Source organism: Rhodoferax sp. OV413 (genome assembly GCF_945881795.1).
Classification (GTDB): Bacteria; Pseudomonadota; Gammaproteobacteria; order Burkholderiales; family Burkholderiaceae_C; genus Allorhodoferax.
In genome coordinates this window covers 15,332-40,507 of the sequence record NZ_CAMCVG010000011.1, presented here as the reverse complement: position 1 = coordinate 40,507, position 25,176 = coordinate 15,332, and the positions used below count along the sequence as shown (strand labels likewise).

22 protein-coding genes are annotated in these 25,176 nt (G+C 62.8%); 13 read left to right on the top strand and 9 right to left on the bottom strand.

Features of this window, described 5'->3' with window-relative positions; translation table 11 throughout:
• Positions 1–275: 275 nt before the first annotated feature.
• Positions 276–488 carry a hypothetical protein gene (locus tag Q0O05_RS02840; RefSeq protein WP_293660376.1) on the top strand — a complete coding sequence of 71 codons (213 nt, stop codon included), beginning with the start codon at positions 276–278 and terminating at the stop codon, positions 486–488.
• Between the two features lie 151 nt (positions 489–639).
• On the top strand, positions 640–939 hold the full coding sequence (gene rpsT / locus Q0O05_RS02835; RefSeq protein WP_293660375.1) for a 30S ribosomal protein S20: 300 nt from the start codon (positions 640–642) through the stop codon (positions 937–939).
• Between the two features lie 157 nt (positions 940–1,096).
• On the opposite strand, the gene Q0O05_RS02830 is transcribed toward rpsT, so the two are convergent.
• A complete protein-coding gene (locus Q0O05_RS02830) occupies positions 1,097–1,441 on the bottom strand; it encodes a DUF3579 domain-containing protein (protein WP_293660374.1) in 345 nt (114 codons plus the stop codon).
• Between the two features lie 261 nt (positions 1,442–1,702).
• Here Q0O05_RS02830 and Q0O05_RS02825 point away from each other — a divergent pair, with 261 nt between their 5' ends.
• Genes Q0O05_RS02825 through kynU form a run of 4 tightly spaced genes read left to right on the top strand, consistent with a single transcriptional unit; the run spans position 1,703 to position 5,539 of the window.
• Complete coding sequence (locus Q0O05_RS02825; RefSeq protein WP_293660373.1) at positions 1,703–2,920, top strand: aspartate aminotransferase family protein; 1,218 nt, start codon at positions 1,703–1,705, stop codon at positions 2,918–2,920.
• The gene (gene argF, locus Q0O05_RS02820; RefSeq protein ID WP_293660372.1) at positions 2,917–3,888 is read left to right on the top strand and encodes an ornithine carbamoyltransferase; all 972 of its coding nucleotides are present in this window, start codon (positions 2,917–2,919) and stop codon (positions 3,886–3,888) included. The genes Q0O05_RS02825 and argF overlap by 4 nt, the downstream gene beginning before the upstream one ends.
• A 20-nt stretch (positions 3,889–3,908) precedes the next feature.
• On the top strand, positions 3,909–4,223 hold the full coding sequence (locus Q0O05_RS02815; protein ID WP_293660371.1) for a YkgJ family cysteine cluster protein: 315 nt from the start codon (positions 3,909–3,911) through the stop codon (positions 4,221–4,223).
• The gene (gene kynU, locus Q0O05_RS02810) at positions 4,220–5,539 is read left to right on the top strand and encodes a kynureninase (protein WP_293660370.1); all 1,320 of its coding nucleotides are present in this window, start codon (positions 4,220–4,222) and stop codon (positions 5,537–5,539) included. Before Q0O05_RS02815 ends, kynU begins: the two co-directional genes overlap by 4 nt.
• A 54-nt stretch (positions 5,540–5,593) precedes the next feature.
• Here kynU and Q0O05_RS02805 read toward each other — a convergent pair whose 3' ends face one another.
• Positions 5,594–6,835 (bottom strand): FAD-dependent monooxygenase, encoded by a 1,242-nt coding sequence (locus Q0O05_RS02805; protein WP_293660369.1) that lies wholly within the window; start codon positions 6,833–6,835, stop codon positions 5,594–5,596.
• A 29-nt stretch (positions 6,836–6,864) separates the two neighbouring features.
• Complete coding sequence (locus Q0O05_RS02800) at positions 6,865–9,885, bottom strand: aconitate hydratase (RefSeq protein ID WP_293660368.1); 3,021 nt, start codon at positions 9,883–9,885, stop codon at positions 6,865–6,867.
• A 45-nt stretch (positions 9,886–9,930) separates the two neighbouring features.
• Between Q0O05_RS02800 and Q0O05_RS02795 the strand changes: the two genes are divergently transcribed.
• A complete protein-coding gene (locus Q0O05_RS02795; RefSeq protein ID WP_293660367.1) occupies positions 9,931–10,635 on the top strand; it encodes a LysE/ArgO family amino acid transporter in 705 nt (234 codons plus the stop codon).
• 99 nt (positions 10,636–10,734) lie between these two features.
• Here the strand turns inward: Q0O05_RS02795 and Q0O05_RS02790 are convergent, their stop codons facing one another.
• The 3 genes from Q0O05_RS02790 to Q0O05_RS02780 form a co-directional block, all read right to left on the bottom strand.
• Positions 10,735–12,549: a methyl-accepting chemotaxis protein gene (locus tag Q0O05_RS02790; RefSeq protein WP_293660366.1), complete on the bottom strand. Its 1,815-nt coding sequence runs from the start codon at positions 12,547–12,549 to the stop codon at positions 10,735–10,737.
• Between the two features lie 92 nt (positions 12,550–12,641).
• Entirely contained in the window at positions 12,642–15,029 is a 2,388-nt protein-coding gene (gene parC, locus Q0O05_RS02785; RefSeq protein ID WP_293660365.1) for a DNA topoisomerase IV subunit A, read from the bottom strand.
• Positions 15,030–15,085: 56 nt separating this feature from the next.
• Positions 15,086–17,056 (bottom strand): DNA topoisomerase IV subunit B, encoded by a 1,971-nt coding sequence (locus Q0O05_RS02780; RefSeq protein ID WP_293660364.1) that lies wholly within the window; start codon positions 17,054–17,056, stop codon positions 15,086–15,088.
• Positions 17,057–17,194: 138 nt separating this feature from the next.
• Between Q0O05_RS02780 and Q0O05_RS02775 the strand changes: the two genes are divergently transcribed.
• From Q0O05_RS02775 to Q0O05_RS02755, 5 genes are all read left to right on the top strand, one after another.
• Positions 17,195–18,409 carry an MFS transporter gene (locus Q0O05_RS02775; RefSeq protein WP_293660363.1) on the top strand — a complete coding sequence of 405 codons (1,215 nt, stop codon included), beginning with the start codon at positions 17,195–17,197 and terminating at the stop codon, positions 18,407–18,409.
• 146 nt (positions 18,410–18,555) lie between these two features.
• A complete protein-coding gene (locus Q0O05_RS02770; protein WP_293660362.1) occupies positions 18,556–19,143 on the top strand; it encodes a class I SAM-dependent methyltransferase in 588 nt (195 codons plus the stop codon).
• A gap of 33 nt (positions 19,144–19,176) precedes the next feature.
• Complete coding sequence (dapA, locus tag Q0O05_RS02765; RefSeq protein WP_293660361.1) at positions 19,177–20,070, top strand: 4-hydroxy-tetrahydrodipicolinate synthase; 894 nt, start codon at positions 19,177–19,179, stop codon at positions 20,068–20,070.
• Between the two features lie 29 nt (positions 20,071–20,099).
• Complete coding sequence (bamC, locus tag Q0O05_RS02760) at positions 20,100–21,182, top strand: outer membrane protein assembly factor BamC (RefSeq protein ID WP_293660360.1); 1,083 nt, start codon at positions 20,100–20,102, stop codon at positions 21,180–21,182.
• 52 nt (positions 21,183–21,234) lie between these two features.
• Positions 21,235–21,633, top strand: coding sequence for a hypothetical protein (locus Q0O05_RS02755; protein ID WP_293660359.1), 399 nt, complete (start codon positions 21,235–21,237; stop codon positions 21,631–21,633).
• 37 nt (positions 21,634–21,670) lie between these two features.
• On the opposite strand, the gene Q0O05_RS02750 is transcribed toward Q0O05_RS02755, so the two are convergent.
• Positions 21,671–22,801 carry a cupin domain-containing protein gene (locus Q0O05_RS02750; RefSeq protein ID WP_293660358.1) on the bottom strand — a complete coding sequence of 377 codons (1,131 nt, stop codon included), beginning with the start codon at positions 22,799–22,801 and terminating at the stop codon, positions 21,671–21,673.
• A 16-nt stretch (positions 22,802–22,817) separates the two neighbouring features.
• Between Q0O05_RS02750 and Q0O05_RS02745 the strand changes: the two genes are divergently transcribed.
• Positions 22,818–23,351 (top strand): FKBP-type peptidyl-prolyl cis-trans isomerase, encoded by a 534-nt coding sequence (locus tag Q0O05_RS02745; protein ID WP_293660357.1) that lies wholly within the window; start codon positions 22,818–22,820, stop codon positions 23,349–23,351.
• Positions 23,352–23,423: 72 nt separating this feature from the next.
• On the opposite strand, the gene dut is transcribed toward Q0O05_RS02745, so the two are convergent.
• Together dut and coaBC are read right to left on the bottom strand one after the other, a co-directional pair.
• Positions 23,424–23,870, bottom strand: a complete 447-nt coding sequence (dut, locus tag Q0O05_RS02740) for a dUTP diphosphatase (RefSeq protein ID WP_293660356.1) — start codon at positions 23,868–23,870, stop codon at positions 23,424–23,426.
• Positions 23,871–23,879: 9 nt separating this feature from the next.
• On the bottom strand, positions 23,880–25,094 hold the full coding sequence (gene coaBC, locus Q0O05_RS02735) for a bifunctional phosphopantothenoylcysteine decarboxylase/phosphopantothenate--cysteine ligase CoaBC (protein WP_293660355.1): 1,215 nt from the start codon (positions 25,092–25,094) through the stop codon (positions 23,880–23,882).
• Positions 25,095–25,176: the final 82 nt, after the last annotated feature.

Genomic DNA, 25,176 nt, shown 5'->3' with positions numbered 1-25,176 from the left:
GCCGCCATCAGAAGCTCCCGCGCCAGGCCGGTAATGCGGGAGGCCAAGGTCCACAGGGACACGGTCGAAACAGATTTGATGAGACTCACAACAGTAAGTGTAGTGCGCTATAAATGTGCGTCTCAGTGTTCGATAATGCCCGCGCTTATTGGACGCAGAGACACTTTTCCTCAACCCAGCAACTACTGAAAGGCCCCCCACAGAACCAGCAGATCCGAAATTTTCTTTTCCGTTTATCCAAAGAGTTATTTGCACATCTACAGGGAGTAGAAAAAATGAAATGCATCAACTGCAGAAGTGATATCCGTGACGACAGCGCGCGCTGCGACCTGTGCGGATCGACACAGCCAAAGCGCCCGGCGCCAAGCGCGCCTGCCGGCAAACCCAGCGAAGAAGGTGATGTTGACTGGTGGCTCGCCATCCAAATCATAGGCGGCATTGCCGCCGTCATCATCCTGGCGTTACTGGGATACGCGTACCTTATGTAGGGCACACGAACCCGCAGCAATCGGAGGACTTTTCGTCCCCCGATTGCCAACCCACCTTGTACGTGTCAGCAAACAGAGAGGCCGCCCGAGCCCGGGACGCTATAATCTTCGGCTTTGCTGACAACATCCTCCAACACAAGGAATATTCATCATGGCATCTGGTAAACCCAAGAAAAAGAACCCGCGCCTTGCGTCGGGCCGTAAGCGCGTCCGTCAGGACGTCAAAATCAACGCCGCGAACACCTCGCTGCGCTCCAAATACCGCACCGCGGTGAAGAATGTGGAAAAGGCTGTCATCTCTGGTGACAAGACCAAAGCCGCAGAATTCTTTGCCAAGATGCAAGCCGTGGTGGACTCCGTGGCTGACAAGGGCATCTTTCACAAGAACAAAGCTGCCCGCGACAAAAGCCGTTTGGCTACCAAGGTGAAAGCCTTGGCACTCGCCGCCTAATTTTTTAGGCAATCGCACGGACGCCGCACGCGGTGTCCGCCGTTTGTAAGGGTGCGCTGTCAGCAAAAGCAAAAAAGCCGTTCAACTGAACGGCTTTTTTGCTTTTGGGCGAATGTTTGGGATTTAAATCTCGCCCGGTTTATTCGGTTGGCTCGGCCTACTCCGCCGCCGGTCGCGCAGCACGCTCCGCTGACGCGGCTGGTGGCTCAGGGCGGGTTTCGCTGACCTGCAAATCGTTGTCCCGCGCAAAGTTGAGGCAGAAGTCCCAGGCCATCACATCAAAGTCACGCAAATCAGAGTGCACGATGACGCATTTCACCGGACCTATCGAAGTGGGAACACACCAGGGCGAGTAGCCCAGATGGCTGCCGCGGGTGGCGCCGCCCGGGCGGAACTGACTCATCACTCCCGCCAGCCGCTCTGCCCAATCGCTGGGGCGAAAGGTTCTGCCTTGCCGCGTGATTCCCAGGATGTAGAGTTCTTTTGAAGGAGTGGTTGCCATCGGTGCGTGAGGTGGTGCTCGGGGTGCTGGCAAGTCCGCCGGTAAGCGAGTGCTGCGCTGCACAAGAATTCTACCTGCTCGGCTGTCGTAGAGATGACAAAACAGCCTTCGCCGGACACCGGAGTCCGGCGCCGGTTTGTCACGGAACAGCCATTGGACATGGCCCTAAAATCGCACTTCAACGGCCCGGCTGGCCTTTGCACCAGTCGGGCCGATCTGTTTTCCTGTTCTTCTGTTTTGTTGTTTAACCGGAGTTACGCCATGACCGCCGCCACCGCATCCACGCCGTCTTCACCTCACGTGATGAATACCTACGGTCGCCTGCCCATCGCCCTGAGCCATGGCCAGGGCTGCCGCGTGTGGGACGTGAACGGCCGCGAGTACCTGGACGCTCTGGGCGGTATTGCGGTCAACACGCTGGGCCACAACCACCCCAAGCTGGTGCCCGCGCTGCAGGATCAACTCACCAAGCTGATTCACACCTCTAACTACTACCACATCCCCTTGCAGGAAGAGCTGGCGCGGCTGCTGGTGGAGCGCTCGGGCATGACGAATGTGTTTTTCTGCTCCACCGGGCTGGAGGCCAATGAGGCCGCGCTCAAGCTGGCCCGCAAGTTCGGCCACAACAAGGGCATCGAGCGGCCCGAAGTGGTGGTGTACGAGAAAGCCTTCCACGGCCGCAGCATTGCCACCCTGAGCGCCACCGGCAACCCCAAGGTACAGGCCGGTTTCGGCCCGCTGGTGGAAGGCTTCATCCGCGTGCCGGCAAACAACATCGACGCCCTCAAGGCGGCCACCACCAACAACCCGAATGTGGTGGCGGTATTTTTTGAGGCGATTCAGGGTGAAGGCGGCGTGAACCCCATGCACATGGACTACCTGCGCGAAGTGCGCAAAATGTGCGATGAGCGCGACTGGCTCCTGATGATTGACGAAGTGCAATGCGGCATGGGCCGCACCGGCAAGTGGTTTGCGCACCAGTGGGCGGGCATCCAGCCCGATGTGATGCCGCTGGCCAAGGGTCTGGGCTCGGGCGTGCCGGTGGGCGCGGTGGTGGCCGGCCCCAAGGCGGCCGAGCTGTTCCAGCCCGGCAACCACGGCACCACCTTCGGCGGCAACCCCCTGTCCATGCGCGCGGGCGTGGAGACCATTCGCATCATCGAAGAAGACGGCCTGCTGGCCAATGCCGACACGGTGGGCGCCCGCCTGAAAGCCGGACTCCAAGCCGCCCTGAAAGACGAGATTGCCAGTGGGGCGGTCAAGGAAGTGCGCGGCGAGGGCCTGATGGTCGGGGTCGACCTCTCTAAGCCCTGCGGGGCGCTGGTGCAGCGCGCAGCCGATGCCGGCCTGCTGATCAGCGTGACCGCCGACAGCGTGGTGCGATTGGTGCCGCCGCTGATTCTGAGTGAAGCGGAGGCCGACCAGATTGTGGCCATCATCGCGCCGCTGATTGCCAGCTTCCTGAAAGAAGCCGCATGAGCCTGCCCGACCACGTCGTGCCCAGCACCCTGCCCCTGGGCGCGCCGCCGGTGCGGCACTACCTGCAGTTTGACGATTTCAGCGCCGGCGAGTACGCCTACCTGCTGGAGCGCGCCGCCTTCATCAAACGCAAGTTCAAGACCTTCGAGCGCCACCACACCTTGGTGGACCGCACGCTGGCCATGATTTTCGAGAAGGCCTCCACCCGCACCCGGGTGAGCTTTGAGGCCGGCATGTACCAGCTCGGCGGCAGCGTGGTGCACCTCACCACCGGCGACAGCCAGCTGGGTCGCTCGGAGCCAATCGAAGACAGCGCCAAGGTCATCAGCCGCATGACTGACATCGTGATGATCCGCACCTACGAACAGAGCAAGCTGCATGCCTTTGCCGCCAACTCACGGGTGCCGGTCATCAACGGCCTGACCAACGAGTTCCACCCCTGCCAGATTCTGGCGGACATCTTCACCTACATCGAACACCGCGGCCCGATTCAGGGCAAGACCGTGACCTGGGTGGGCGACGGCAACAATATGGCAAACACCTGGCTGCAGGCGGCTGCCAAGCTGGGCTTTCACTTGCGCGTATCGACCCCCAGCGGCTACGAATTGAACGAGAAATTGGCCGCCAGCGCAGGTGGTATGGGCGCTGGCAGCTATCAAACCTATAGCGATCCGATGGAAGCCTGCCGCGGCGCAGACCTGATCACCACCGATGTGTGGACCAGCATGGGCTTTGAGGCCGAGAACGAAGTCCGCCGCCAGGCCTTTGCCGCCTGGTGCGTGGACCGGGCCATGATGGCGGTGGCGGCGCCCGACGCCATCTTCATGCACTGCCTGCCCGCCCACCGCGGCGAAGAAGTGGAGGCCGAGGTGATTGACGGCCCGCAAAGTGTGGTCTGGGACGAGGCAGAGAACCGCATGCATGTGCAAAAAGCGCTGATGGAATACCTGCTGCTGGGCCGGCTCTAAGGCTCACAGAATCGCTGACCGTGTCTGCCTGCACCTCCTGCGGCGCCTGCTGCGCGTGTTTCCGGGTGGACTTTTCGGTCTACGAGATGGACTTGGAGGGCGGCACCGTGCCATCGGGCCTGGCCAACGAGGTCAATGGCAACACCTGGCGCATGCGCGGCACCGACTATGTGCCCATCCGCTGCGCTGCGCTTACCGGCACGGTGGGCACCCAAGTGGGTTGCGGCATTTACGAGTGGCGCCCCTCGCCTTGCAGGGAGTTTGAAGAAGGCAGCGACGCCTGCCACCGCGCACGCAGCAAGCGCGGCCTGCCACCGCTGGAGCCATCGCCATGAACATACCCCCCACCACTCCTTTAACCCCCATCACCCGGCAAGACTGCCAGGTGCTGGACGCCGCCGACCCCTTGCGCGCGCTGCGGGACGCCTTTGATATCCCTGCGGGCCTCATCTACCTCGACGGCAATTCGCTGGGCGTCATGCCCAAGAGCGCGGCAGCCTGCGCCGCCCGGGTGGTGACGCAGGAGTGGGGCCAAGGCCTGATTGGCTCTTGGAACGCGGCCGGCTGGTTCAGCCTGCCGCAGCGGCTTGGCGCGCGAATTGCCCCACTGATTGGTGCGGGGACCGACGAGGTGCTCGCCACCGACAGCACCTCCATCAACCTTTACAAGGTGCTGTCAGCCGCCTTGGACAATGCTTCGTCCGGCAATGCCGCGCAGGATGCGCCCGCGCGCCGGCAGGTGCTGAGCGAGCGCAGCAACTTTCCCACCGACCTCTACATCGCAGAGGGCCTGTGCCGCGAGCGCGGTTTCACCCTGACGCTGGTGGAGCCTGAAAACATCGCCAGCTCGCTGAACGCCGAAGTCGCAGTGTTGCTGCTCACCCATGTGAACTACCGCACCGGCGCCATGCACGATATGGCCGCCGTGAACGCCGCCGCCCACGCCGCCGGCGCCTTGGTGGTGTGGGACTTGGCGCACAGCGCGGGCGCGGTGCCGGTGGCACTCAAAGACTCGGACGCCGACTACGCCGTGGGCTGTGGCTACAAATACCTCAATGGCGGCCCCGGTGCGCCGGCTTTTCTGTGGGTGCACCCGCGGCACACCGACCGGTTCCGCCAACCGCTGGCAGGCTGGTGGGGGCACGCCGCGCCCTTTGCGTTCACACCCGACTACCAACCCGCAGCCGGCATTGCCCGCTATTTGTGCGGTACGCAGCCGGTGGTGAGCCTATCGCTGCTGGGCTGCGGGCTGGAAGCCTTCGAGGCGGCGCAGGCGCTGGGCGGCATGGCGGCACTGCGGGCCAAATCGCTGGCTTTGAGCGACCTGTTCATCCGCCTGGTCGGGGAGCGCTGCGCCGGCCACGGTGTGGGCCTGGCAACACCCCTGCCCCACGCACAGCGCGGCTCGCAGGTGTGCCTGACCCGGCCCACCGGCGCCTTTGCCATCGTGCAGGCGCTGATTGCGCGCGGCGTGGTGGGCGACTTCCGCGCCGGCGACGGTGCGGCGCAGCCCGACATCCTGCGCTTTGGCCTGACACCGCTCTACATTGGCTTTGAGGATGTGTGGAACGCGGTGGAGCAGCTGCGCGAGGTGCTGGAAAGCGGCGAATGGCAGCGGCCTGAGTTCCACCGTCAGCATGCGGTGACCTGAAGCGGCGCTTCAAGCACCTGACCGGAGCCGGCGCTCACCGATGCGCATGGCTGGCTATTCAATTCCTTGCTTGACCGAAGCGTCGGTTGAAGCCCGGTAGCCATACAGCCACGGCATGTCCAGCAACCTGCTGCCAAGCAGCCCTAGCGATGCATCGCGGGCCACACGCAGGGGGCCCTGCAGGTGAAAAACATCGCCGTTGCGCATGGCGCGCTTTTGTACCCGGGCGCACCGCTGCCAGCGCGCGGCGGCGTAGTCGGCCAGACCAGCCACCGTATTCGCTCCGTGCGCCAAGAGTGACTGGCTCAGTTGGTGCGCATCTTCCAAGGCCATGCCCGCGCCCTGGGCCAGATACGGGCGCATCGGGTGCGCGGCATCGCCTACAAGGGCCATGCGGCCCACAGCCATCTCTTGCGGGCCGCGAACCGGCGCGCGGTCGCACAGGGCCCACAAGCGCCAGTCGTCCACCGCATGGACCACATCGAGCAAACCGCTGCCGGCGTTGGCCAGCCGCGCGCGCAGTTCGCCGGCATTGGCGCTGTGGTCCCAGGCACTGGGGTCGCCCGCCACACTGCCCCGCACGATGACCACCAGATTGAGCCAATCGCCCCCCCGAACCGGATATTGCACCGCATGAAACTGCGGCCCCAGCCAGGCGGTAACCACCTGCGAGCGCAAGGCCTGCGGCAGCGCAGACTGGGGCACCATGGCGCGGTAGGCCAGGTGACCGGTCACGCGCGGCGCGCCGTCGCCCACCATCTGGCGACGCAGAGGGCTCCAGACCCCGTCTGCGCCAACCACGCAGTCGGCCTGCAGGTCGCGCCCATCCAGGGTGTGCACCAGCATCTGCTCGCCTGCGGGAGCAGCACTGGCAACTCGGGTGCCGAGCTCCATCCGCACGCCGCCCAGCGCCTCTACCCCTTGGCGGAGAAGAGCGTGCAGGTCTCGCCGGGCGATGGTTGCATAGGGTGCACCGTAGCGGGCCTGCAACGAAGCGCCCAGTGGCAAGCTCGCCAACAGGCGGCTGCTGATGGCGCCGCGCACCTCCAGCCGTTCTGGAAAGGCCGCATGCTGCGCCAGGCCTTGCTGCAAGCCCCAACCGTGCAACAGGCGGGTGACATTGGGGCCAAGCTGTACACCGGCGCCCACCTCGCCGAAGGCGGCGGCCTGCTCCAGCAGATGCACACCCTGCCCCCCGGATGCAAACCTGCCGCTGCGCCCGCACGCCAGCGCCGCCGCCAGCCCGCCGATGCCGCCGCCCACCAGCAGCATGGTTTGCGGCGTGGGCCGGGACATAGACCGCGACTTCGGCTCGTGTCCGGCGCTCACGCAGTCAGCAGCTGCCGCAGCACAAAGGGCAGGATGCCGCCGGCGCGGTAGTAGTCCACCTCGATGGGGGTGTCTATGCGCAGCAACAGGCTGTGGCGGGTCTGGCTGCCGTCGGCGCGGGTGATGACCATCCGGGCATCGCTCTGCGGTGTGAGGGCCGCGTCGGGCAGGATGTCGATGGTCTCGGTGCCATTCAGGCCCAGGGACTGCCAGCTCTCGCCGGCCTTGAACTGCAGGGGCAGCACACCCATGCCCACCAGGTTGGAGCGGTGAATGCGCTCAAAGCTCTGCGCCACCACAGCCTTGATGCCCAGCAACTGCGTGCCCTTGGCAGCCCAGTCGCGGCTGGAGCCGGTGCCGTATTCCTCGCCGGCAAACACCACGGTGGGCGTACCGGCGGCCAGGTAGCGGGTGGCGGCGTCAAAGATGGAGAGCTTGTGACCTGCCTGCGCGCCTGCCTCGCTGCCCTGGTACAGCGTCAGCCCGCCCTCTTCGCGGCTGCCGCCTGCCAGCGCCGGCAGCATGAGGTTCTTGATGCGGACATTGGCAAAGGTGCCGCGCACCATCACCTCGTGGTTGCCGCGGCGCGCACCGTAGGAATTGAAATCCGCCTTGCTCACACCATGCGCAAGCAGCCATTGGCCGGCGGGCGAACTTTCCTGAATGTTGCCCGCCGGAGAGATGTGGTCGGTGGTGATGGAGTCGCCGAACAGGGCCATGATGCGCGCGCCCAAGACCGCTGCCGCAGTGACCGCAGGGCTTTCCGCCGGACTCATCACCGGCGGCATGTCTGCGGCCGGCTTTTGAGCCTTCTTTCTGCCCTTTGGCCCCTTGGATATTGCGCTGACAGCTCCTGAATCGATAGCAGAATCAGCGCCGGCCTCGATGGCAAAGCCCTCAAAAAACGGAGGCTGGGCGATGTACGTGCTCTGCGGCCAGGTGTAGTTTTGGCCGCTCACGCCCTTGATCTTGCTCCACAGCTCGCCGGGCTCCTTTTTGACCTTGGCGTAGTTGGCGCGGAAGGCCTTGCCGTTCATCGCGTAGCGCAGCAGCTTGAAGATTTCATCGCTGGTGGGCCAGATGTCGCCCAAAAACACGTCCCGTCCGCCCTTGCCTTGACCGACCGGCTGGGTCATCAGGTCTTTGGTGACGTTGCCCGCTATGGCGTAAGCCACCACCAGCGGCGGGCTGGCCAGAAAGTTAGCTTTAAGGTTGGGGTGAATGCGCGCCTCGAAGTTGCGGTTGCCCGAGAGCACTGCCGCGCAGACCAGGTCGTTCTCGGTGATAACCGCGTTCAACTCAGGTGCCAGATCGCCGGCGTTGCCGATGCAGGTGGTGCAGCCATAGCCGGCCACCGAGAAGCCTAGTTTCTCGAGGTAACGCAGCAGGCCGGTGTCGCTGAGGTATTCGGTCACGATGCGGGAGCCGGGAGCCAGACTGGTCTTGATGTGCGGCGCCACGCTCAAGCCCGCCTTGACCGCCTTTTTGGCCAGCAAGCCGGCCGCCAGCAGCACACTGGGGTTGCTGGTGTTGGTGCAGCTGGTGATGGCGGCAATCAGCACATCGCCGTTTTGCACCAGCAGCGGGGTGTCTTCTGCCCTGACGGCCTTTACGGAAGCCTTTGCGGCTGCATTTATTGCGGCTTTTGAATCAGCCCTCTTGCCCGACGCATTGCCGGATTTCTTGTCTTCGGCATGCGAGTCAGCCACCCGAGGTGCGGGGTAGAGAGTGTCCAGTGTGGAGGCGTCTTTATTGAAACCGTTGGCGCTGCCGGGCATGCTGAACAGCTCGGTGAACTTATCGGCGACATGGCCCAACTCGATGCGGTCCTGCGGCCGCTTCGGGCCGGCCAGGCTGGGGGTCACGTCGCGCAGGTCGAGCTTGACGACACGGGTGTAGACAATGTCCAACATCTCGGGCGAGGCGCTTTTGCCGCCGGGCACCCCAAAAAGCCCCTGGGCCCTGAAATAGGCCTCAAAGGCTGCCATCTCGGCCTTGGTGCGGCCGGTGCCCTTGAAGTAGTCAAGGGTGCGATCGTCCACCGGGAAAAAGCCCATAGTGGCACCGTATTCGGGGGCCATGTTGGCGATGGTGGCGCGGTCGGGCAGGGCCAGGTTTTCGGTGCCGGGGCCAAAAAATTCCACAAAGCTGCCCACCACCTTTTCGCGGCGCAGCATTTCGGTCACGCGCAGCACCAGATCGGTGGCGGTCACGCCCTCGCACAGGGCGCCGGTGAGTTCGAAGCCCACCACGTCGGGGGTCAGAAAATACACCGGCTGGCCCAACATGGCGGCCTCCGCCTCAATGCCGCCCACGCCCCAGCCGACCACGCCGATGCCGTTGATCATGGTGGTGTGGCTGTCGGTGCCGACCAGGGTGTCGGGGTAGTAAATCGGGGCGACCTTGGTGCCGTCTTCCGCGCGGGGCTGCTTTGCTTTGTGCACGCCGCGGGCAAGAAACTCCAGATTCACCTGGTGCACGATACCGAATCCCGGCGGCACGACACCGAAGGTGTCAAAGGCCTGCATGCCCCATTTCATGAACTCGTAACGCTCGCGGTTGCGCTGGAACTCGAGCTTCATGTTGATATCCAGCGAGTTCTTGTGGCCGTAATCGTCCACCATCACCGAGTGATCCACCACCAGATCCACCGGCACCAGCGGCTCGATGCGGGCCGGGTCGGCGCCCAGCTCCACGGCCTTGGTGCGCATGGCAGCCAGATCGGCAAGCAGCGGCACGCCGGTGAAGTCTTGCAGCACCACGCGGCTCACCACAAACGGGATTTCATCGGTTCGCTCGGCCTGGGGCTTCCAGTTGGCCAGCTGCGTGACATGGGCGGGCAGCACCTTCTTGCCATCGCAGTTGCGCAGCACGCTCTCAAGCACGATGCGCAAGGACAAAGGCAACCGGTTGACGTTGGCGTACTTGCGCGCGAGTTGCGGCAAGGAATACAACTGCCCGGACTTGCCGGCAGCAGTCTCAAAAGGCTGGAGGGTATTGGCAAATGCATTCGTCATAACGAACTCCTCAAAGGCGGATAACCCCATTCTGGCAGCTTGCGCATGACAGTTGCAATCTGCGGCGGCGGCATACTCCGCACCATGCAAGACACACTCTCGGCGTCGCACCATTTTCTGCTGGCCTGGTATGCGGCGCTCCCCAGTATCGCGACCGGGTTGACGCTGAGTTTGTCACTCATAGTGGCCATCGGCGCGCAAAACACCTTCGTGCTGCGGCAGGGCCTGCGGCGCGAGCATGTGGCGGCGGTGGTCGCGGTGTGCGCGCTGCTGGACATAGCCCTCATGACGCTCGGGGTGAGCGGCCTGGCGGCCTCGCTGGGCCAGTACCCCGGGGCCTTGAATGCCATCGGACTGGCCGGCGCGGCCGTGGTGGGCTGGTATGGGGCGATGGCCTTGCGCAGAGCCCTGTCCCCGCAGTCGCTTCGCGCCCAGTGGGACGGCGCGCCCCAGCCGCTGGGCAGAACTGTCTGGCAGGCCTTAGGCATCAGCCTGTTGAACCCGCATGTGTATCTGGATACGGTGATTTTGGTAGGCGCCGTCGGCGCGCGCCAGCCTGACGGCATGCAGGGATGGTTTCTGCTGGGTGCGGGTGGCGCCAGCGCGCTGTGGTTCGCCACGCTGGGCTTCGGGGCCAGGCTACTCAGCCCCATGTTTGCCCGCCCGCTGGCCTGGCGGGTACTTGATTTGCTGGTGGCTGCGATGATGGGCCAGATCGCCTACAGCCTGTGGGTGCAAAGCACCCGGTAACCCGCTTGAGATCAAAAAAGGCCGCTAGCGCCCATTCTTATTGCGCGGAAAGCTCCTAAAAAAGGAGCACTATCGACGCAAACATTCTCTCCCCGACGATCAGAAGCTGGCCCAATCGTCATCGTTACCTGAAGGTGCTTGTGCTTGTGCCTGCGATTGCGGCTTGGCTTGCGATTTTGCGGCCGCCGGGCTTTGCAGTGCCTTGGGCAATGAACCGCCAAACGGCTTCGCTTGCAGCGCTACAGGGCGGCTCACGGCGGGCTTGGGCTTGCTTTGCGAGGCAGCAGGAGCGGCACTGCGGGCTGCTGCACGTTGGGGTGTCGGCCGCTGGGCTGCCGAACGATGGGATGCCTGATGCTCGTTGCCAGTGACCTTGAAAGCCGCAACCACCGTGACCAGATCGTCGGCCTGCGACTTGAGGCTGGAAGCGGCAGCGGCCATTTCTTCGACCAGCGCGGCGTTCTGCTGGGTAGCCTGGTCCATTTGCGTCACGGCTTGGCCCACCTGCGCCACACCGCTGGACTGCTGGCTGCTGGCAGCGCTGATCTCACCCATGATGTCGGTCACGCGCTTGATCGAGGTCACCACTTCGGTCATGGTCTCACCCGCGCGGTCCACGAGCGTAGTGCCGTGCTCCACCCGCTCCACGCTGGCGTTGATCAGGCTCTTGATTTCTTTCGCGGCTTCGGCCGAGCGGCCGGCCAGCGAGCGCACTTCAGAGGCCACCACCGCAAAGCCGCGGCCTTGTTCGCCGGCACGGGCGGCTTCCACCGCCGCGTTCAGGGCCAGGATGTTGGTCTGGAAGGCAATACCGTCAATCACGCTGATGATGTCGGCAATCTTGCGGCTCGACTCGTTAATGCCCTTCATCGTCTCGACCACCTGGCCCACCACTTCGCCGCCCTGCATGGCAACAGTCGATGCGTTCATGGCCAATTGGTTGGCGGTGCGGGCGCTGTCGGCGTTCTGGCGCACGGTGGAGCCCAGCTCCTCCATGGAGGCCGCGGTCTGCTCCAGCGCGCTGGCCTGGTGTTCGGTGCGGGCCGACAGGTCGTGATTGCCTTCGGCGATTTCAGCACTCGCAGTGGCCACGCCCTCGGAGCCGCGGCGCACGTTGGTTACCACCGCGGCCAGGTTGGAACGCATGCGCTCCATGCCTTGCAGCAGCTGGGCGAGCTCATCATTGCCCTGCGAGTGGATGGGGCGTGTCAGGTCGCCATCAGCAAACACCTTCGCGGCCTCCACAGCGCTCGCAACCGGGGTAGTCACCATGCGGGTGATCCACAAACCCAGCACCGCGCCCAACACAGCCGCCAACAGCGCAATCACCACCGTGGTGAGCTTGGCGCTGGAATAGGTTTGCGACGAACGCGCCACTGAGGCGTCGGAGGCCTCGAGATTCAGGGCAGCCATGTCTTCGGTGGTTTTGAACAGGCCGCGAAACGCGGTGCGCGAATCCCCGCGCATGTAAGCGAAGAGGGCATCACGTTGTGACTCGCCGGCGCTGCTCAAGGCCAACAACTTGGTAGTGGTGTCCTGGTAGGTCTTGAGCGCTTGCGAATAGTTATTCCAGGCCTTTTTTTCCTCGGGGCTGGTCAGCAGGGCCTCCAGCTTCTTGCCTTCGGCCTCAAGCTTGGGCAGGTTCGAGGCAATGCGATCAGCCTCCTTCTTCCTGCCCTCTGCGCTTGGATCGATCAGGATCTGCAGCTCCCCGCGGCGGGAGTCATTGAGCAGGTTCTGAATCTTGTTCACCGAGCCCGCACTGGGCATCACTTGCATGGCCATTTCGTTGGTGTCGTCATGGATGCGGCTCATCTGCAACAAGGAGATAGTCCCCAACAGCACCGTCATCAGCACCATCACCAAGAACACGCCACCGAGCTTGATGCCAAGCCGAAGGTTCGAGAGATTCATATCCAACTCCTGAAGGGGAACAACCAAAGCTTTCGCTCACTAAAAAAGGTTATACACCCCCCATTTTTCAGAATGCTGAAACCGCGTGCCGCTCACTCCACCCGGCTGATGCGGCCGGGCTTGAAGCCCAGATCAGCTGCCTTCCCCTTGCGGGCCCGCGCCGCGCGGGCATTGTTGAGGCTGCGGATTTCCAGTGTCTCGTCGCGCTCCTTGCCACCGCGGCCAGTGCCCTCCAGGCGAATGCTGCGGGTGTAGGCGGCAGCGCCGGCCAGCGTGTCTTTGTCCTCAAGGTCAATCAGCATCAGCCCCCGCCCGCCATTGGCCATGGTTTTGAGCTCGGCGATCTCAAAGGTCAGAATGCGCCCGCCCACCGAGGCGCAGGCCACGTGGGTTGCCGGCGCCACCACAGCAGACGGTGTACCTGCCACCATGACCCTGCCTTGCGCACCAGACACCACCGACGGCGCGCACAGGGCCTCGCCCTCGCCCAGCGTCATGAACGCCTTGCCACCCTTCTGGCGGGATGTCATGTTCTCCACACTCGCAATAAAGCCATAGCCGCCGCTGCTGGAGAGCAGCAATTGCGCACTGGCAGGGCCGGCAAAGTAATACAGGATTTGCGTGCCGCTCTCGAGCTCCAGCAGGGTGGTCACCGGCTGGCCGTCGCCCCGGCCGCCAGGCAGCGCAGACACTGGCACGGTGTAGACGCGACCGTTGGAGCCAAACACCAGCAGCGTGTCCACCGTACGGCACTCAAAGGTGTCGTACAAACCATCGCCCGCCTTGAAGGCAAAACTCGATGCCTCATGCCCCTGCCCGCCGCGAGCCCTAACCCAGCCTTTTTCGGAGACCACCACGGTGACCGGCTCATCCAGCACCTTGACCTCCGCCACCGCCTTTTTCTCGGCCTGAATCAGCGTGCGGCGCGCGTCGGCAAACTGCTTGGCGTCGCCCTCAATCTCTTTGACCATGAGGCGACGCAGGGCGGCCGGGCTGCCCAGAATTTCTTCCAGCTTGCCCTGCTCAGCGCGCAGCTCCACCAGCTCTTGCTCGATCTTGATAGCCTCCAGCCGCGCGAGTTGGCGCAGGCGGATTTCGAGGATGTCTTCGGCCTGCCGGTCGCTCAAATTGAAGCGCGCAATCAGCGCCGCCTTAGGCTCATCGCTCTGGCGGATGATGGCAATCACCTCGTCGATATTGAGCAACACCGTCTGGCGGCCTTCCAGAATATGGATACGGTCCAGCACCTTGCCCAGCCGGTGGCGGCTGCGCCGCTCGATGGTGCCGGCGCGAAAGGCCACCCACTCCACCAGCATCTGCCGCAGGGACTTCTGCACCGGCTTGCCGTCCAGCCCCACCATGGTGAGGTTGATGGGCGACGAGGTCTCCAGGCTGGTGTGGGCCAAGAGCGCAGTGATCAGCTCCTGCTGCTCAATGGTGCGGCTCTTGGGTTCGAACACCAGCCGCACCATCGCATCTTTGTTCGACTCATCCCGCACCACATCGAGCACGCTCAGGATGCTGGCCTTGAGTTGCGTTTGGTCTTGGCTGAGCGCTTTTTTGCCGGCCTTGACCTTCGGGTTGGTGAGTTCTTCAATCTCTTCGAGCACCCGCTGACTGCTCACCCCGGGCGGAAGTTCGGTGACCACCAGCTGCCACTGGCCGCGGGCAAGATCTTCAATTTTCCAGCGGGCGCGCACCTTGAGGCTGCCGCGGCCGGTGCGGTAAGCGTCGGCAATGTCGGAGGCGCTGCTGATGATCTGGCCGCCCCCGGGGTAGTCGGGGCCCGGGACCAAGCTGAAAATTTCTTCGTCGCTGAGCTTGTCGTTTTTGACCAGCGCGATGCAGGCGTCTGCCAACTCGCGCAGGTTGTGGCTGGGGATTTCAGTGGCCAGCCCCACAGCGATGCCGCTGGCGCCATTGAGCAGGCTGAAGGGCAACCGCGCGGGAAGCTGCCGGGGTTCTTCGGTGGAGCCGTCGTAATTGGGCTGGAAATCGACCGTTCCCTGGTCGATTTCATCCAGAAGAAGCGTGGTGATTTTGGCCAGGCGCGCCTCGGTGTAACGCATGGCGGCCGCGCCATCGCCATCGCGAGAGCCGAAGTTGCCCTGGCCGTCCACCAGCGGGTAGCGCTGCGAAAAGTCCTGCGCCATACGCACCAGCGCGTCGTAGGCCGACTGGTCGCCATGCGGATGAAAGCGTCCCAGCACATCCCCCACCACCCGGGCGCTTTTCACCGGCTTGGCGCCCGCGTTTCCGTTCGCCCCGCCAAACCCCAGCCCCATGCGACTCATGCTGTACAAAATGCGCCGCTGCACCGGCTTCAACCCGTCGCACACATCCGGCAAGGCGCGGCCTTTCACCACCGAGAGCGCGTACTCCAGATAAGCACGTTGCGCGTAAGTGGCAAGGTTGAGTTCAGCGTCGTCGCCGGGAGAAGCTGGCTCCGGCAAGAGGTCAAGCGTGATTTGGTCAGTCATTTCTTGGTTCTATTCACTGCAGTTCGGGCTTTGCGAGGCTCGTCACAAGCCGGGTGTCAAACGTCAATGTCCACCGAGTCCCCGTGCAGCTCCATGAGTTCGCGGCGGGAGGCGGCCTCGCCTTTGCCCATGAGTTTGGTGATGAGCGCTTCGGTCTCGAAAAAGTTCACGGCGCCCAAGGCAACCGGCAACAAGCGGCGGGTGTCAGGGTTGAGGGTGGTGTCCCAGAGCTGTTCGGCGTTCATCTCGCCCAGGCCCTTGAATCGGCTGATGGACCAGGCGCCCTCGCGCACGCCCTCTTTGCGCAGCTTGTCGAGAATGGCAGTGAGCTCACCCTCGTCCAGCGCATAGGCCTTACTGGCGGGCTTCTTGCCGCGGGCTGGCGCGTCCACGCGAAACAGCGGCGGGCGGGCGACAAACACATGGCCTGTCTCAATGAGCTTGGGGAAGTGCCGGAAAAACAGGGTCAGCAGCAGCACCTGGATGTGCGAGCCGTCCACGTCCGCATCGCTCAAGATGCAGACCTTGCCGTAGCGCAGGCCGCTTAGATCGGGCGTGTCGTTGGGGCCGTGCGGGTCCACACCGATGGCGACCGAGATGTCGTGGATTTCGGTGTTGGCAAATAGCCGGTCGCGGTCTACCTCCCAGGTGTTGAGCACCTTGCCGCGCAAGGGCAGGATGGCCTGATTTTCCTTGTCACGGCCCATCTTGGCGCTGCCGCCGGCCGAGTCGCCCTCGACCAGAAACACCTCGTTGTACGCAATATCGCGGCTCTCGCAATCGGTAAGCTTGCCGGGCAACACCGCCACGCCGCTGCTCTTGCGCTTTTCCACCTTCTGGCCGGCTTTCTGGCGGGTCTGGGCGGCCTTGATGGCCAGCTCGGCCAGCTTCTTCCCCCATTCCACGTGTTGGTTCAACCACAGCTCCAGCGCGGGGCGCACAAAACTGCTGACCAAACGCACCGCATCGCGCGAATTGAGCCGCTCTTTGATCTGGCCCTGAAACTGCGGATCCAGCACCTTGGCCGACAACACATAACTCGCGCGGGCGAACACGTCTTCCGGCATGAGCTTGACGCCCTTGGGCAGCAGGCTGTGAAACTCGATAAAGCTCTTGACCGCCTGAAACAAGCCGTCGCGCAGGCCGCTCTCGTGGGTGCCGCCGGCGCTGGTAGGAATCAGATTCACATAACTCTCGCGCACCGGAGCACCGTCTTCGGAAAAAGCGACGCACCAGCTGGCACCCTCGCCTTCGGCAAATGTGTCGCTGTTGCCGTCGGCAAAGCCTTCTCCGCCAAACATGGGAATCAAGGGCTCGGCGCTCAGGGTCTGGCCCAGATAGTCTTTGAGACCACCTTTGAAGAGCCAGTTCTGGCATTCTTTGGTCTTCTCGTTCAACAGCGTGACGCTCACGCCGGGCATCAGCACCGCCTTGCTGCGCAGCAAGTGCGTCAGCTCGCCCATGGGCAGGGCGGCAGACTCGAAGTATTTGGCATCCGGCCAGACCCGCACCGTGGTGCCCTGTTTGCGGTCGCCCTCGCCGGCCCTGCGCACCTGCAGCGGCTCGGTGACGTCGCCGCCCTGAAATACCAAATAGGCCACCGAGCCTTCGCGGTAGCTGGTGGCTTCCAGGCGCTTGCCCAGCGCATTGGTCACCGACACGCCCACGCCGTGCAAGCCGCCGGAGAAGCTGTAAGCACCGCCCTTGCCCTTGTCGAACTTGCCCCCCGCATGCAAGCGGGTGAACACCAGCTCAATCACCGGCGCGTTTTCTTCGGGGTGCATACCAAAGGGGATGCCTCGGCCGTCATCTTCCACGCTGACCGAGCCATCGGCATGCAGGATGACTTTGATCTTTTTGCCGTAACCCGCCAGCGCCTCATCGGCGGCGTTGTCCAGCACCTCTTGAATGATGTGCAGCGGGTTGTCAGTGCGGGTGTACATGCCCGGACGCTGTTTGACGGGCTCCAGGCCCTTCAGCACGCGGATTGAGGACTCGGAATATTCAGGGTTTGGTTTCACTGCCATAGCGGCGGATTGTAGGGGGAAAGCGCGCAATCCACTGTATATGCATACATAGCCACAGCAAGGCTCCTGCTCCGGCATCACATGGCTGCTGTCCCCGCAAACGCTATGCGGAGGCCTGAAACTGGCTACAGTCCAAGGATGAGCACATCCTCCAAAAATCTCTCCATGACGCAGGTGCTGGTCTGCGGCGCCGCCATCGTCACCCTGTCCATGGGCATTCGGCACGGCTTTGGCTTGTGGCTTCAGCCGGTGACGCAGGCCCAGGACTGGACGCGGGAAACCTTTGGATTTGCCCTCGCCCTCCAGAACCTGACATGGGGCCTGAGCGGTATTTTTGCCGGCATGGCGGCGGACCGGTTTGGTGCGTTCCGCGTCATCGTGATTGGCGCTTTGTTCTACGCGGTGGGCCTTTGCGGCATGGCACTGGCGACTACACCGCTGACCTTCATGCTGACCACCGGTGTGCTCATCGGTATGGCACAGGCGGGCACCACCTATGCGGTGATCTACGGCGTTATCGGCCGTAACGTTCCTGCCGAGAAGCGCTCCTGGGCCATGGGCGTGGCAGCGGCAGCGGGCTCTTTCGGGCAGTTCTTGATGGTGCCGACTGAGGGCTTTCTCATCACCGAGTTCGGCTGGATGGAAGCCCTGATGGTTCTGGCAGCGGCCTGCCTGCTGATGCTGCCGCTTGCGCTGGGCCTGCGGGAGTCCTCGTTCACCGCCAGCGCGCCACCCGTGCGGCAGCAGAGCATTGCGGAGGCGCTGCGGGAAGCTTTGCGTTACCCCAGTTTTCAGCTGCTCATGGCAGGGTATTTTGTATGCGGCTTCCAGGTGGTGTTTATTGGGGTCCACATGCCCAGCTACCTGAAAGACCAAGGACTCTCGCCGCAGGTGGCGAGCTACGCGCTGGCGCTGATCGGGTTGTTCAACGTGTTTGGCACCTACGCGGCCGGTGCGCTGGGTCAGAAGATGCCCAGGCGGTTTATCTTGTCCTTTATTTATTTCGCGCGGGCGGTGGCTATCAGTGTGTTTTTGCTGGTGCCACTGTCTCCGGCGAGCGTGTACTTGTTCTCGGCGGTGATGGGCGTGCTGTGGCTCTCCACTGTTCCGCCTACCAACGCTACGATCGCGCAGATTTTCGGGGTCGCCCACCTCTCGATGCTCGGCGGCTTTGTGTTCTTTAGCCACCAGCTCGGCTCCTTCATGGGCGTGTGGCTGGGCGGCTATTTGTACGACCTCACCGGCAGCTACGACATCGTCTGGTACATCGCCATTGCGCTTGGGGTGCTTGCGGGTCTGGTGAACCTTCCCGTGCGTGAGCAGCCCATCGAGCGTGCGCCGCGTCCCGCCTGAGGAAACGATATGCTGAAAAAATGCGCCTTGGCCCTGGGGATGTGTGTCCTGTTAGGGGCGGTGTTCATGCTGTACGCCCGCCCGGACTTCATGGTTCAAATGGCAAACCAGGTCTGGGCCTGTTTCTAGTCGGCACCAGCAACACTATGCATACCCACGGCCACACGAACTCTCCCCCGCCAACCGCCTCCGCCTGGGTTCAGCGCTGGAGCCATCTGGTCATGCCAGGCGCCCGCATGCTGGACCTTGCCTGCGGCAGCGGCAGGCATCTGTTGTGGTTTGCGCAGCGCGGCTGTCAGGTCACCGGCGTGGACATTGACACCACGCAAGCACGGGGCGTAATGCCCAGCGCGCGGCTGCTGACGGCAGATATCGAGAATGGGCCTTGGCCCTTGATGGACCACAACACTGGCAGACCAGAGAAGTTTGACCTGGTGGTGGTGACCAACTACCTCTGGCGCCCGCTCATGCCAACCATTCTGGACAGCCTGGCCGAAGGTGGCGTGCTGATTTACGAGACCTTTGCCGCCGGCAATGAAACGGTGGGTAGACCGGCACGTCCGGACTTCCTGTTGCGGCATGGCGAGCTGCTGGATGTGTGCAAACAGCTGCACATCGTGGCCTTTGAGAACGGCTTTGTGGCTCCACCTGAGCGCTTTGTGCAGCGGGTGGTTGCCATCAACACCCCCCACAGCGGTGCACCCGACAGCCCCGTGGCGCGTTATGCACTCTAGGTAAAATGAATTTTTATTGAATCAACTCCCGCCATGAACGCTTCTAAAGGCCCGATCCGGGGCAGCATCGTCGCTCTTATTACCCCGATGCTGGATGACGGCTCGGTGGACTACCCCGCACTGCGCAAGCTTATTGATTGGCACATTGCGGAGGGTACGGACTGCATCGGCGTGGTGGGCACCACCGGCGAATCCCCCACCGTGAGTGTGGAAGAGCACTGCGAAATCATCCGCGTGTCAGTCGAACAATCCGCCGGCCGGGTACCCATCATGGCAGGCTGCGGCGGCAACTCCACCCGCGAAGCCATCGCACTGGCCAAGTTCGCCAAAGGCGTGGGAGCAGACTGCCAATTGCAGGTCGTTCCCTACTACAACAAGCCCACACAAGAAGGCCAGTTCCAGCATTTCAAGGCGATCGCAGAGGCGGTGGACCTGCCGGTCGTCTTGTACAACGTGCCGGGCCGCTCGGTGGCCGATATGGCCCATGACACCGTACTGCGCCTGAGCCAGGTGCCGGGTATCGTCGGCATCAAAGAAGCCACCGGCAATATTGAACGCGCCCAGTGGCTGATCAAAGACGCGCCCGAAGGCTTTTCGATTTACAGCGGCGATGACCCGACCGCGGTCGCACTCATGTTGTGCGGCGGGCATGGCAATGTGAGCGTGACGGCCAACGTAGCCCCCCGGCTGATGCATGAGCTCTGCGTGGCCGCCATGTCGGGCGATGTCCCGCGGGCGATGGCCATCCAAATGAAGCTGCTGCCGGTTCACAAGACCTTGTTTATCGAGTCCAACCCTATTCCGGTGAAATGGGCTGTGTCGCGCATGGGCTTGTGCCACCCTGCCCTTCGCCTGCCCCTGACCCCATTGACCGAAGCCAGCCAACCCGCACTCGAGCGCGCCATGCAGTCCGCCGGACTGATCTGAGCGACCGCCGCATTTTTTTGAGGATATCCGTGAATTCCATTTCCAAAGTTGTTCTGCTCGGTGTGACCCTGGCCCTGGGCGCATGCGCTGCGCTTGAGACTGACAAGGTGGATTACCGGGCTACGGCCAAAGCGCCCAAACTGGACGTACCCCCTGACCTCACCCAATTGAGCAAAGACACGCCTTACAGCGTGGTGGGTGGCGCGGTTTCGGTCAACGCATCCAAGGCCGGCACGGCTGAAACCTCGAAAACCGCGATTGCCGCGACATCGGTGGGCGACGTGCGCATCGAGCGCACCGGCAACCAGCGGTGGCTGGTGGTCAACCGCCCGGCCGACAAGTTGTGGGAGCCGGTGAAAGAGTTCTGGCAGGAAAACGGCTTTCTGCTGGCCTTGGACCAGGACAAGCTGGGCATCATGGAAACCGATTGGGCTGAGAACCGCGCCAAGATCCCGCAGGACTTCATCCGCGCCTCTCTGGGCAGGTTGCTGGACACCTTCTATTCCACCCCCGAGCGCGATAAATTCCGAACGCGTCTGGAGCGCGATGCGAGCGGCAACACCGAAATCTTCATCAGCCACCGTGGCATGGTCGAGGTATACACCACAGACCGCGTGGGCCAGACAGTCTGGCAGCCCCGCGCGGCAGACCCCGAGCTGGAGGCCGAATTCCTGCGCCGCCTGATGGTCAAGCTGGGTGTTTCCCAGGAGCAATCCAAGGCGCTGGTCGCCAACAGCACGCCCAAGCAAGTCGCATTGGTTGCCACCGTCAATGGTCATCCCGTCGTCCAGCTCGACGAGGGTTTTGACAGGGCCTGGCGTCGCACCGGCCTGGCGCTGGACCGCACCGGATTCACTGTGGAAGACCGCGATCGCAAGCAGGGGGTGTACTTTGTGCGCTATCAGGCCCTTACATCCGACGACACCGAGCCTGGATTCTTCAGCAAGCTATTTAGCGGCTCAAACAAGGCCACCGAAGCTACGAAGTTCCAGATCGCGGTGAAAAGTGCTGGCGACAAATCGACCGTCAGCGTTCTGGACACCAACGGCACGCCAGTCGGGTCTGACACCGCGCAGCGGATTGTGAAAATCTTGGCCGACGACATCCGGTAAGGGTGCGGGCAGGGTCCCGCGCGGCTGACAGGGGAAAAAAAACCACCTCGCGGTGGTTTTTTTTCGTCTGCAAGAAATTACTTCTTGGCAGGCTCAGCGGGAGCTGCTGCTGCGGGGGCAGCGGGGGCAGCGGCTGCAGCAGGAGCTTCAGCAGCGGGAGCTGGGGCGGCGGCTGCGGGAGCAGCAGGCGCTTCAACAGCCGCAGGAGCGGGTGCAGGGGCAGGAGCAGCGGCTTCTTCTTTTTTACCGCAAGCAGCCAAAGCAGCAGCAGCGATCAGAGCTGCCAAAACGAGAGACTTGTTCATTTGTAAATACTTTATGTAGTGAGTTAACGAAACAATTTCCGGAAATTGTCTGGGTAGCAAGCTGCCCAGCCCTGGCAGAAAGCATTCGATCTCTTTCCGCCAGCGCGATGAAGTATACAAGGCACAAATGGACACTTAAGGGTTAACCCTTTATGGCCGTCAACGCACCACTGCAGTGCCCAGTCAGTCCTCGACATGCAACCATCCGGCATCGCACCAGTCCTGCACCAACTCCAAGGCGCCGGCACTCAAACGGCGCACCTCTAGAGCACTCAAGCTACGCTGATCGGCCAGTCGCCGCATCAGCCGGGCATCCCGCCCGGCCGCAAGAAAACTCTCGCCATTGATGAAAACATGGTGCTCGTCATAGAGCATGCGGCTGCGCCGGTCTAAACGGATGGCGCCATCCGCGGCGCGACCTTCCCCATCAAACCAAACCTGCGCTTTGGGCTCGCTCAGGTACTCACCCAAAGCGCGGGCAACGGATTTGGGATCCTTTAGCGCGGCATGCACGGCGGCTTGCGCAAACTCAAGCATCGCCGCTGGCATGGAACCACTGCCTTCCACCGCCGGCTGCTTGGGGTCGGAGTAGAGCGTGGCGGGCAGGTCTTCGGCGGCCTGCTCGGAGAGCCGCTGCAGCAATTCCTGCGCCAGCTCGGCCTGCGAGGGCGCGCGGAATCCAATGGAATAGGTCATGCAGTCGCCCTCGGCAATGCCGTCATGGGCATATTTGGGCGGCAAATAAAGCATGTCGCCGGGTTCGAGAACGAACTCTTCCTCGGGCTCGAAATTCGCCAATATTTTGAGTGGCAAATCTTCCCGCAGAGACAAATCTTTTTGTCGCCCGATGCGCCAGCGGCGACGGCCGTGGGCCTGCAAGAGGAACACGTCGTAACTGTCGAAGTGGGGCCCTACGCCGCCCTGGTCGGTGGCGTAGCTGATCATCACATCGTCCAGCCGCGCGTCGGGAACAAAGCGGAATTGGTTGATCAGCCCATGCATGCGTTCGTCATGCAGGTCCACGCCTTGCACCAGCAGGGTCCAGCCGGCTTGCTTGAATGGCGGAATCGCTTTACGGCCGAAGGGGCCTTGTTTGAACTTCCAGCCAGAGCCTTTGCCGCTGAGGTCTTGCACGACCAAACGCGACTCCACATCTTCCTGGGCGGCGAGGTCCATCAGCTCAATACGCTCGAGGATGGGCGCAAAGCCGGGAATGGCTTGCCGGATGAGCAATGGCTTTTTTTGCCAATAGCGTTGCATGAAAGTGTGCGGGCTGATGCCGCCGAGCAGCTGGAGTGGATCTTGGATGTTCATGGGACAATTCTCGCCTATGGAAATCACCACACCTTGCGTCGTTGCCCTTACCTGGACGCTGAAAGACACACTGGGCGAGGAACTGGACGTTTTGGACGAGCCGGTTGAATTTTTACTGGGCGGCAATGACCTGCTGCCATCTATCGAAACCGCGCTACAAGGTCACTTCGCCGGTGACAAAGTGCAACTGCAAATCGAGCCGGACCAGGCCTTTGGGGACTTCAACGACCAGCTGATTTTTCTGGAGCCGCGCGCATTGTTTCCCGCCGACTTGCAGGAGGGCCTGACCATGGAAGGCTATGCGTTGCCCGAGGGCTGCAACCCCGACGCGCCCAAAGACGCGCTCTACGCTGTGACCGACATTTACCCTGAGCATGTGGTGCTGGATGGCAACCACCCCCTGGCCGGCATTGCCATCCGGCTGCAGATGAAGATTGAGTCGGTGCGCGAAGCCACTGACGAAGAAGTAAACGCCGGCACCTTGGGCACGGGCTTCTTTCGAGTCCAGGCCCCGCACAAACACGCGCCTGGCAACGACCACCTGCACTAACCGCAATCCGGAGCTACAGGGGCTGAGGCTTGGGGCGCCGGACTCGCACCGGGCCCGTGCCCGAAAGCCGGCTCAGGCCTTTCCGGTAGAGCCGTAGCCCCCTTCGCCGCGCTGTGACGCGGGAAACTCGCTCACCACATGAAACTGCGCCTGCACCACCGGCACGATAACCAGTTGGGCAATGCGCTCCATCGGCTCGATGGTGAACGGCACCTCGCTGCGGTTCCAGGCGCTCACCATGAGCTGCCCCTGGTAGTCGCTATCAATCAATCCCACCAGATTTCCCAGCACGATGCCGTGTTTGTGACCCAGCCCTGAGCGCGGCAGGATGAGGGCGGCGTAGGCCGGGTCTTGCAAATACATGGCAAGCCCGGTGGGCACCAGCTGCCATGCGTTGGGAGCCAACACCAGCGGTGCGTCCAGGCAAGCCCGCAAGTCCAGCCCCGCGCTGCCGGGCGTGGCGTAGGCGGGAAGGTTGTCCTGCAGGCGGGGATCGATAATTTTGACGTCGATTTTCATGGGGATTTTTCAGTGGGAATTCAGACGCCTGGCAATTTCAGCGACCAACTGCCGGGCCAGGTGGAGTTTGCTGTTGCGGGGCAGCTCGGTCGCGCCGTTTGCGTCTACCAGCAGCAGGGCATTGTCATCTTGGCCAAAAGTGGCTGGCCCCAGGTTGCCCACCAGCAGCGGCACGCTTTTGCGCAGCCGCTTGGCGGTAGCGTGCATCAGCAGATCGTGGCTTTCCGCGGCAAAGCCCACACAAAACAAGGCCCCCTCGGCCGCGCGGGGCGATGCAGCCACCTCGGCCAGGATGTCGGGGTTTTCTACAAACACAAGCTCCGGAGCCGGACCGCTACCATCTTTTTTGATTTTGTGCGGTGACTCAGCGGCAGGCCGCCAGTCGGCCACCGCCGCCGTTGCTATAAAAATGCTAGCTGTCTGCGCATATTCCACGGCGGCTGCATGCATATTGAGCGCTGATTTCACATCGAAACGACGCACTCCCCGCGGAGTCGGCAGAGCCACCGGGCCGGCGATCAGACTCACCTCGGCGCCGGCTTCGTGCGCGGCACGCGCGATGGCAAAGCCCATCTTGCCGCTCGAGAGATTGCTGATGCCGCGTACCGGGTCTATGGCTTCAAAAGTCGGCCCCGCGGTGATAACGACCTTGTGCCCGGACAGCAGCTTGGGCTGAAAAAAAGCCGACAACTCTTCGAGCAATTCATCAGGCTCCAGCATGCGCCCGTCGCCGGTCTCGCCGCAGGCTTGGTCGCCATTGCCGACCCCGAGCACGTGCGTGCCGTCCGCGCGCAGTTGCGCGAGATTTCGTTGGGTTGCGGGATGCGACCACATTTCACGGTTCATGGCCGGAGCGATGATCAAAGGCACCTTGTCGATCGGGCGGGCCAGGCACATCAGGCTCAACAAATCATCCGCCCGCCCGTGCAGCAGTTTGGCCATGAAGTCGGCGCTGCAAGGCGCAATCAAGATAGCGTCAGCTTCCCGACTGAGGTTGATGTGGGGCATGTTGTTCCGCTCCCGCGCGTCCCACTGCGAGTCATACACCGGCCGGGTGCTCAGGGCCTGCATGGTCACCGGCGTGATGAACTGGGCGGCCGCCTCGGTCATCACCACCTGCACGGTGGCGCCCTGCTTGACCAGCGCGCGGCACACCTCCGCCGCCTTGTAGCAGGCAATGCCGCCCGTCAACCCCAGAACTATGTGCTTACCGTGAAGATCCATGTCATGCTCGCAATGTGGAGGCCGCCTGATGGATGGCGTCGCCCCAGTCCGCCGCAATGTAGCAGACGCCTATAATTTGGCT

What these genes read in the sequence shown, in the direction of transcription:
- argF (WP_293660372.1), top strand. Translation starts at nt 2,917, where the DNA reads ATGAGCCTGCCCGACCACGTCGTGCCCAGCACCCTGCCCCTGGGCGCG.
- dut (WP_293660356.1), bottom strand. Translation starts at nt 23,870, where the DNA reads ATGAAAATCGACGTCAAAATTATCGATCCCCGCCTGCAGGACAACCTT.
- Q0O05_RS02745 (WP_293660357.1), top strand. Translation starts at nt 22,818, where the DNA reads ATGGAAATCACCACACCTTGCGTCGTTGCCCTTACCTGGACGCTGAAA.
- coaBC (WP_293660355.1), bottom strand. Translation starts at nt 25,094, where the DNA reads ATGGATCTTCACGGTAAGCACATAGTTCTGGGGTTGACGGGCGGCATT.
- Q0O05_RS02750 (WP_293660358.1), bottom strand. Translation starts at nt 22,801, where the DNA reads ATGAACATCCAAGATCCACTCCAGCTGCTCGGCGGCATCAGCCCGCAC.
- Q0O05_RS02805 (WP_293660369.1), bottom strand. Translation starts at nt 6,835, where the DNA reads ATGTCCCGGCCCACGCCGCAAACCATGCTGCTGGTGGGCGGCGGCATC.
- Q0O05_RS02840 (WP_293660376.1), top strand. Translation starts at nt 276, where the DNA reads ATGAAATGCATCAACTGCAGAAGTGATATCCGTGACGACAGCGCGCGC.
- Q0O05_RS02800 (WP_293660368.1), bottom strand. Translation starts at nt 9,885, where the DNA reads ATGACGAATGCATTTGCCAATACCCTCCAGCCTTTTGAGACTGCTGCC.
- Q0O05_RS02780 (WP_293660364.1), bottom strand. Translation starts at nt 17,056, where the DNA reads ATGGCAGTGAAACCAAACCCTGAATATTCCGAGTCCTCAATCCGCGTG.
- Q0O05_RS02775 (WP_293660363.1), top strand. Translation starts at nt 17,195, where the DNA reads ATGAGCACATCCTCCAAAAATCTCTCCATGACGCAGGTGCTGGTCTGC.
- dapA (WP_293660361.1), top strand. Translation starts at nt 19,177, where the DNA reads ATGAACGCTTCTAAAGGCCCGATCCGGGGCAGCATCGTCGCTCTTATT.
- Q0O05_RS02830 (WP_293660374.1), bottom strand. Translation starts at nt 1,441, where the DNA reads ATGGCAACCACTCCTTCAAAAGAACTCTACATCCTGGGAATCACGCGG.
- Q0O05_RS02795 (WP_293660367.1), top strand. Translation starts at nt 9,931, where the DNA reads ATGACAGTTGCAATCTGCGGCGGCGGCATACTCCGCACCATGCAAGAC.
- Q0O05_RS02770 (WP_293660362.1), top strand. Translation starts at nt 18,556, where the DNA reads ATGCATACCCACGGCCACACGAACTCTCCCCCGCCAACCGCCTCCGCC.
- Q0O05_RS02825 (WP_293660373.1), top strand. Translation starts at nt 1,703, where the DNA reads ATGACCGCCGCCACCGCATCCACGCCGTCTTCACCTCACGTGATGAAT.
- Q0O05_RS02790 (WP_293660366.1), bottom strand. Translation starts at nt 12,549, where the DNA reads ATGAATCTCTCGAACCTTCGGCTTGGCATCAAGCTCGGTGGCGTGTTC.
- parC (WP_293660365.1), bottom strand. Translation starts at nt 15,029, where the DNA reads ATGACTGACCAAATCACGCTTGACCTCTTGCCGGAGCCAGCTTCTCCC.
- kynU (WP_293660370.1), top strand. Translation starts at nt 4,220, where the DNA reads ATGAACATACCCCCCACCACTCCTTTAACCCCCATCACCCGGCAAGAC.
- rpsT (WP_293660375.1), top strand. Translation starts at nt 640, where the DNA reads ATGGCATCTGGTAAACCCAAGAAAAAGAACCCGCGCCTTGCGTCGGGC.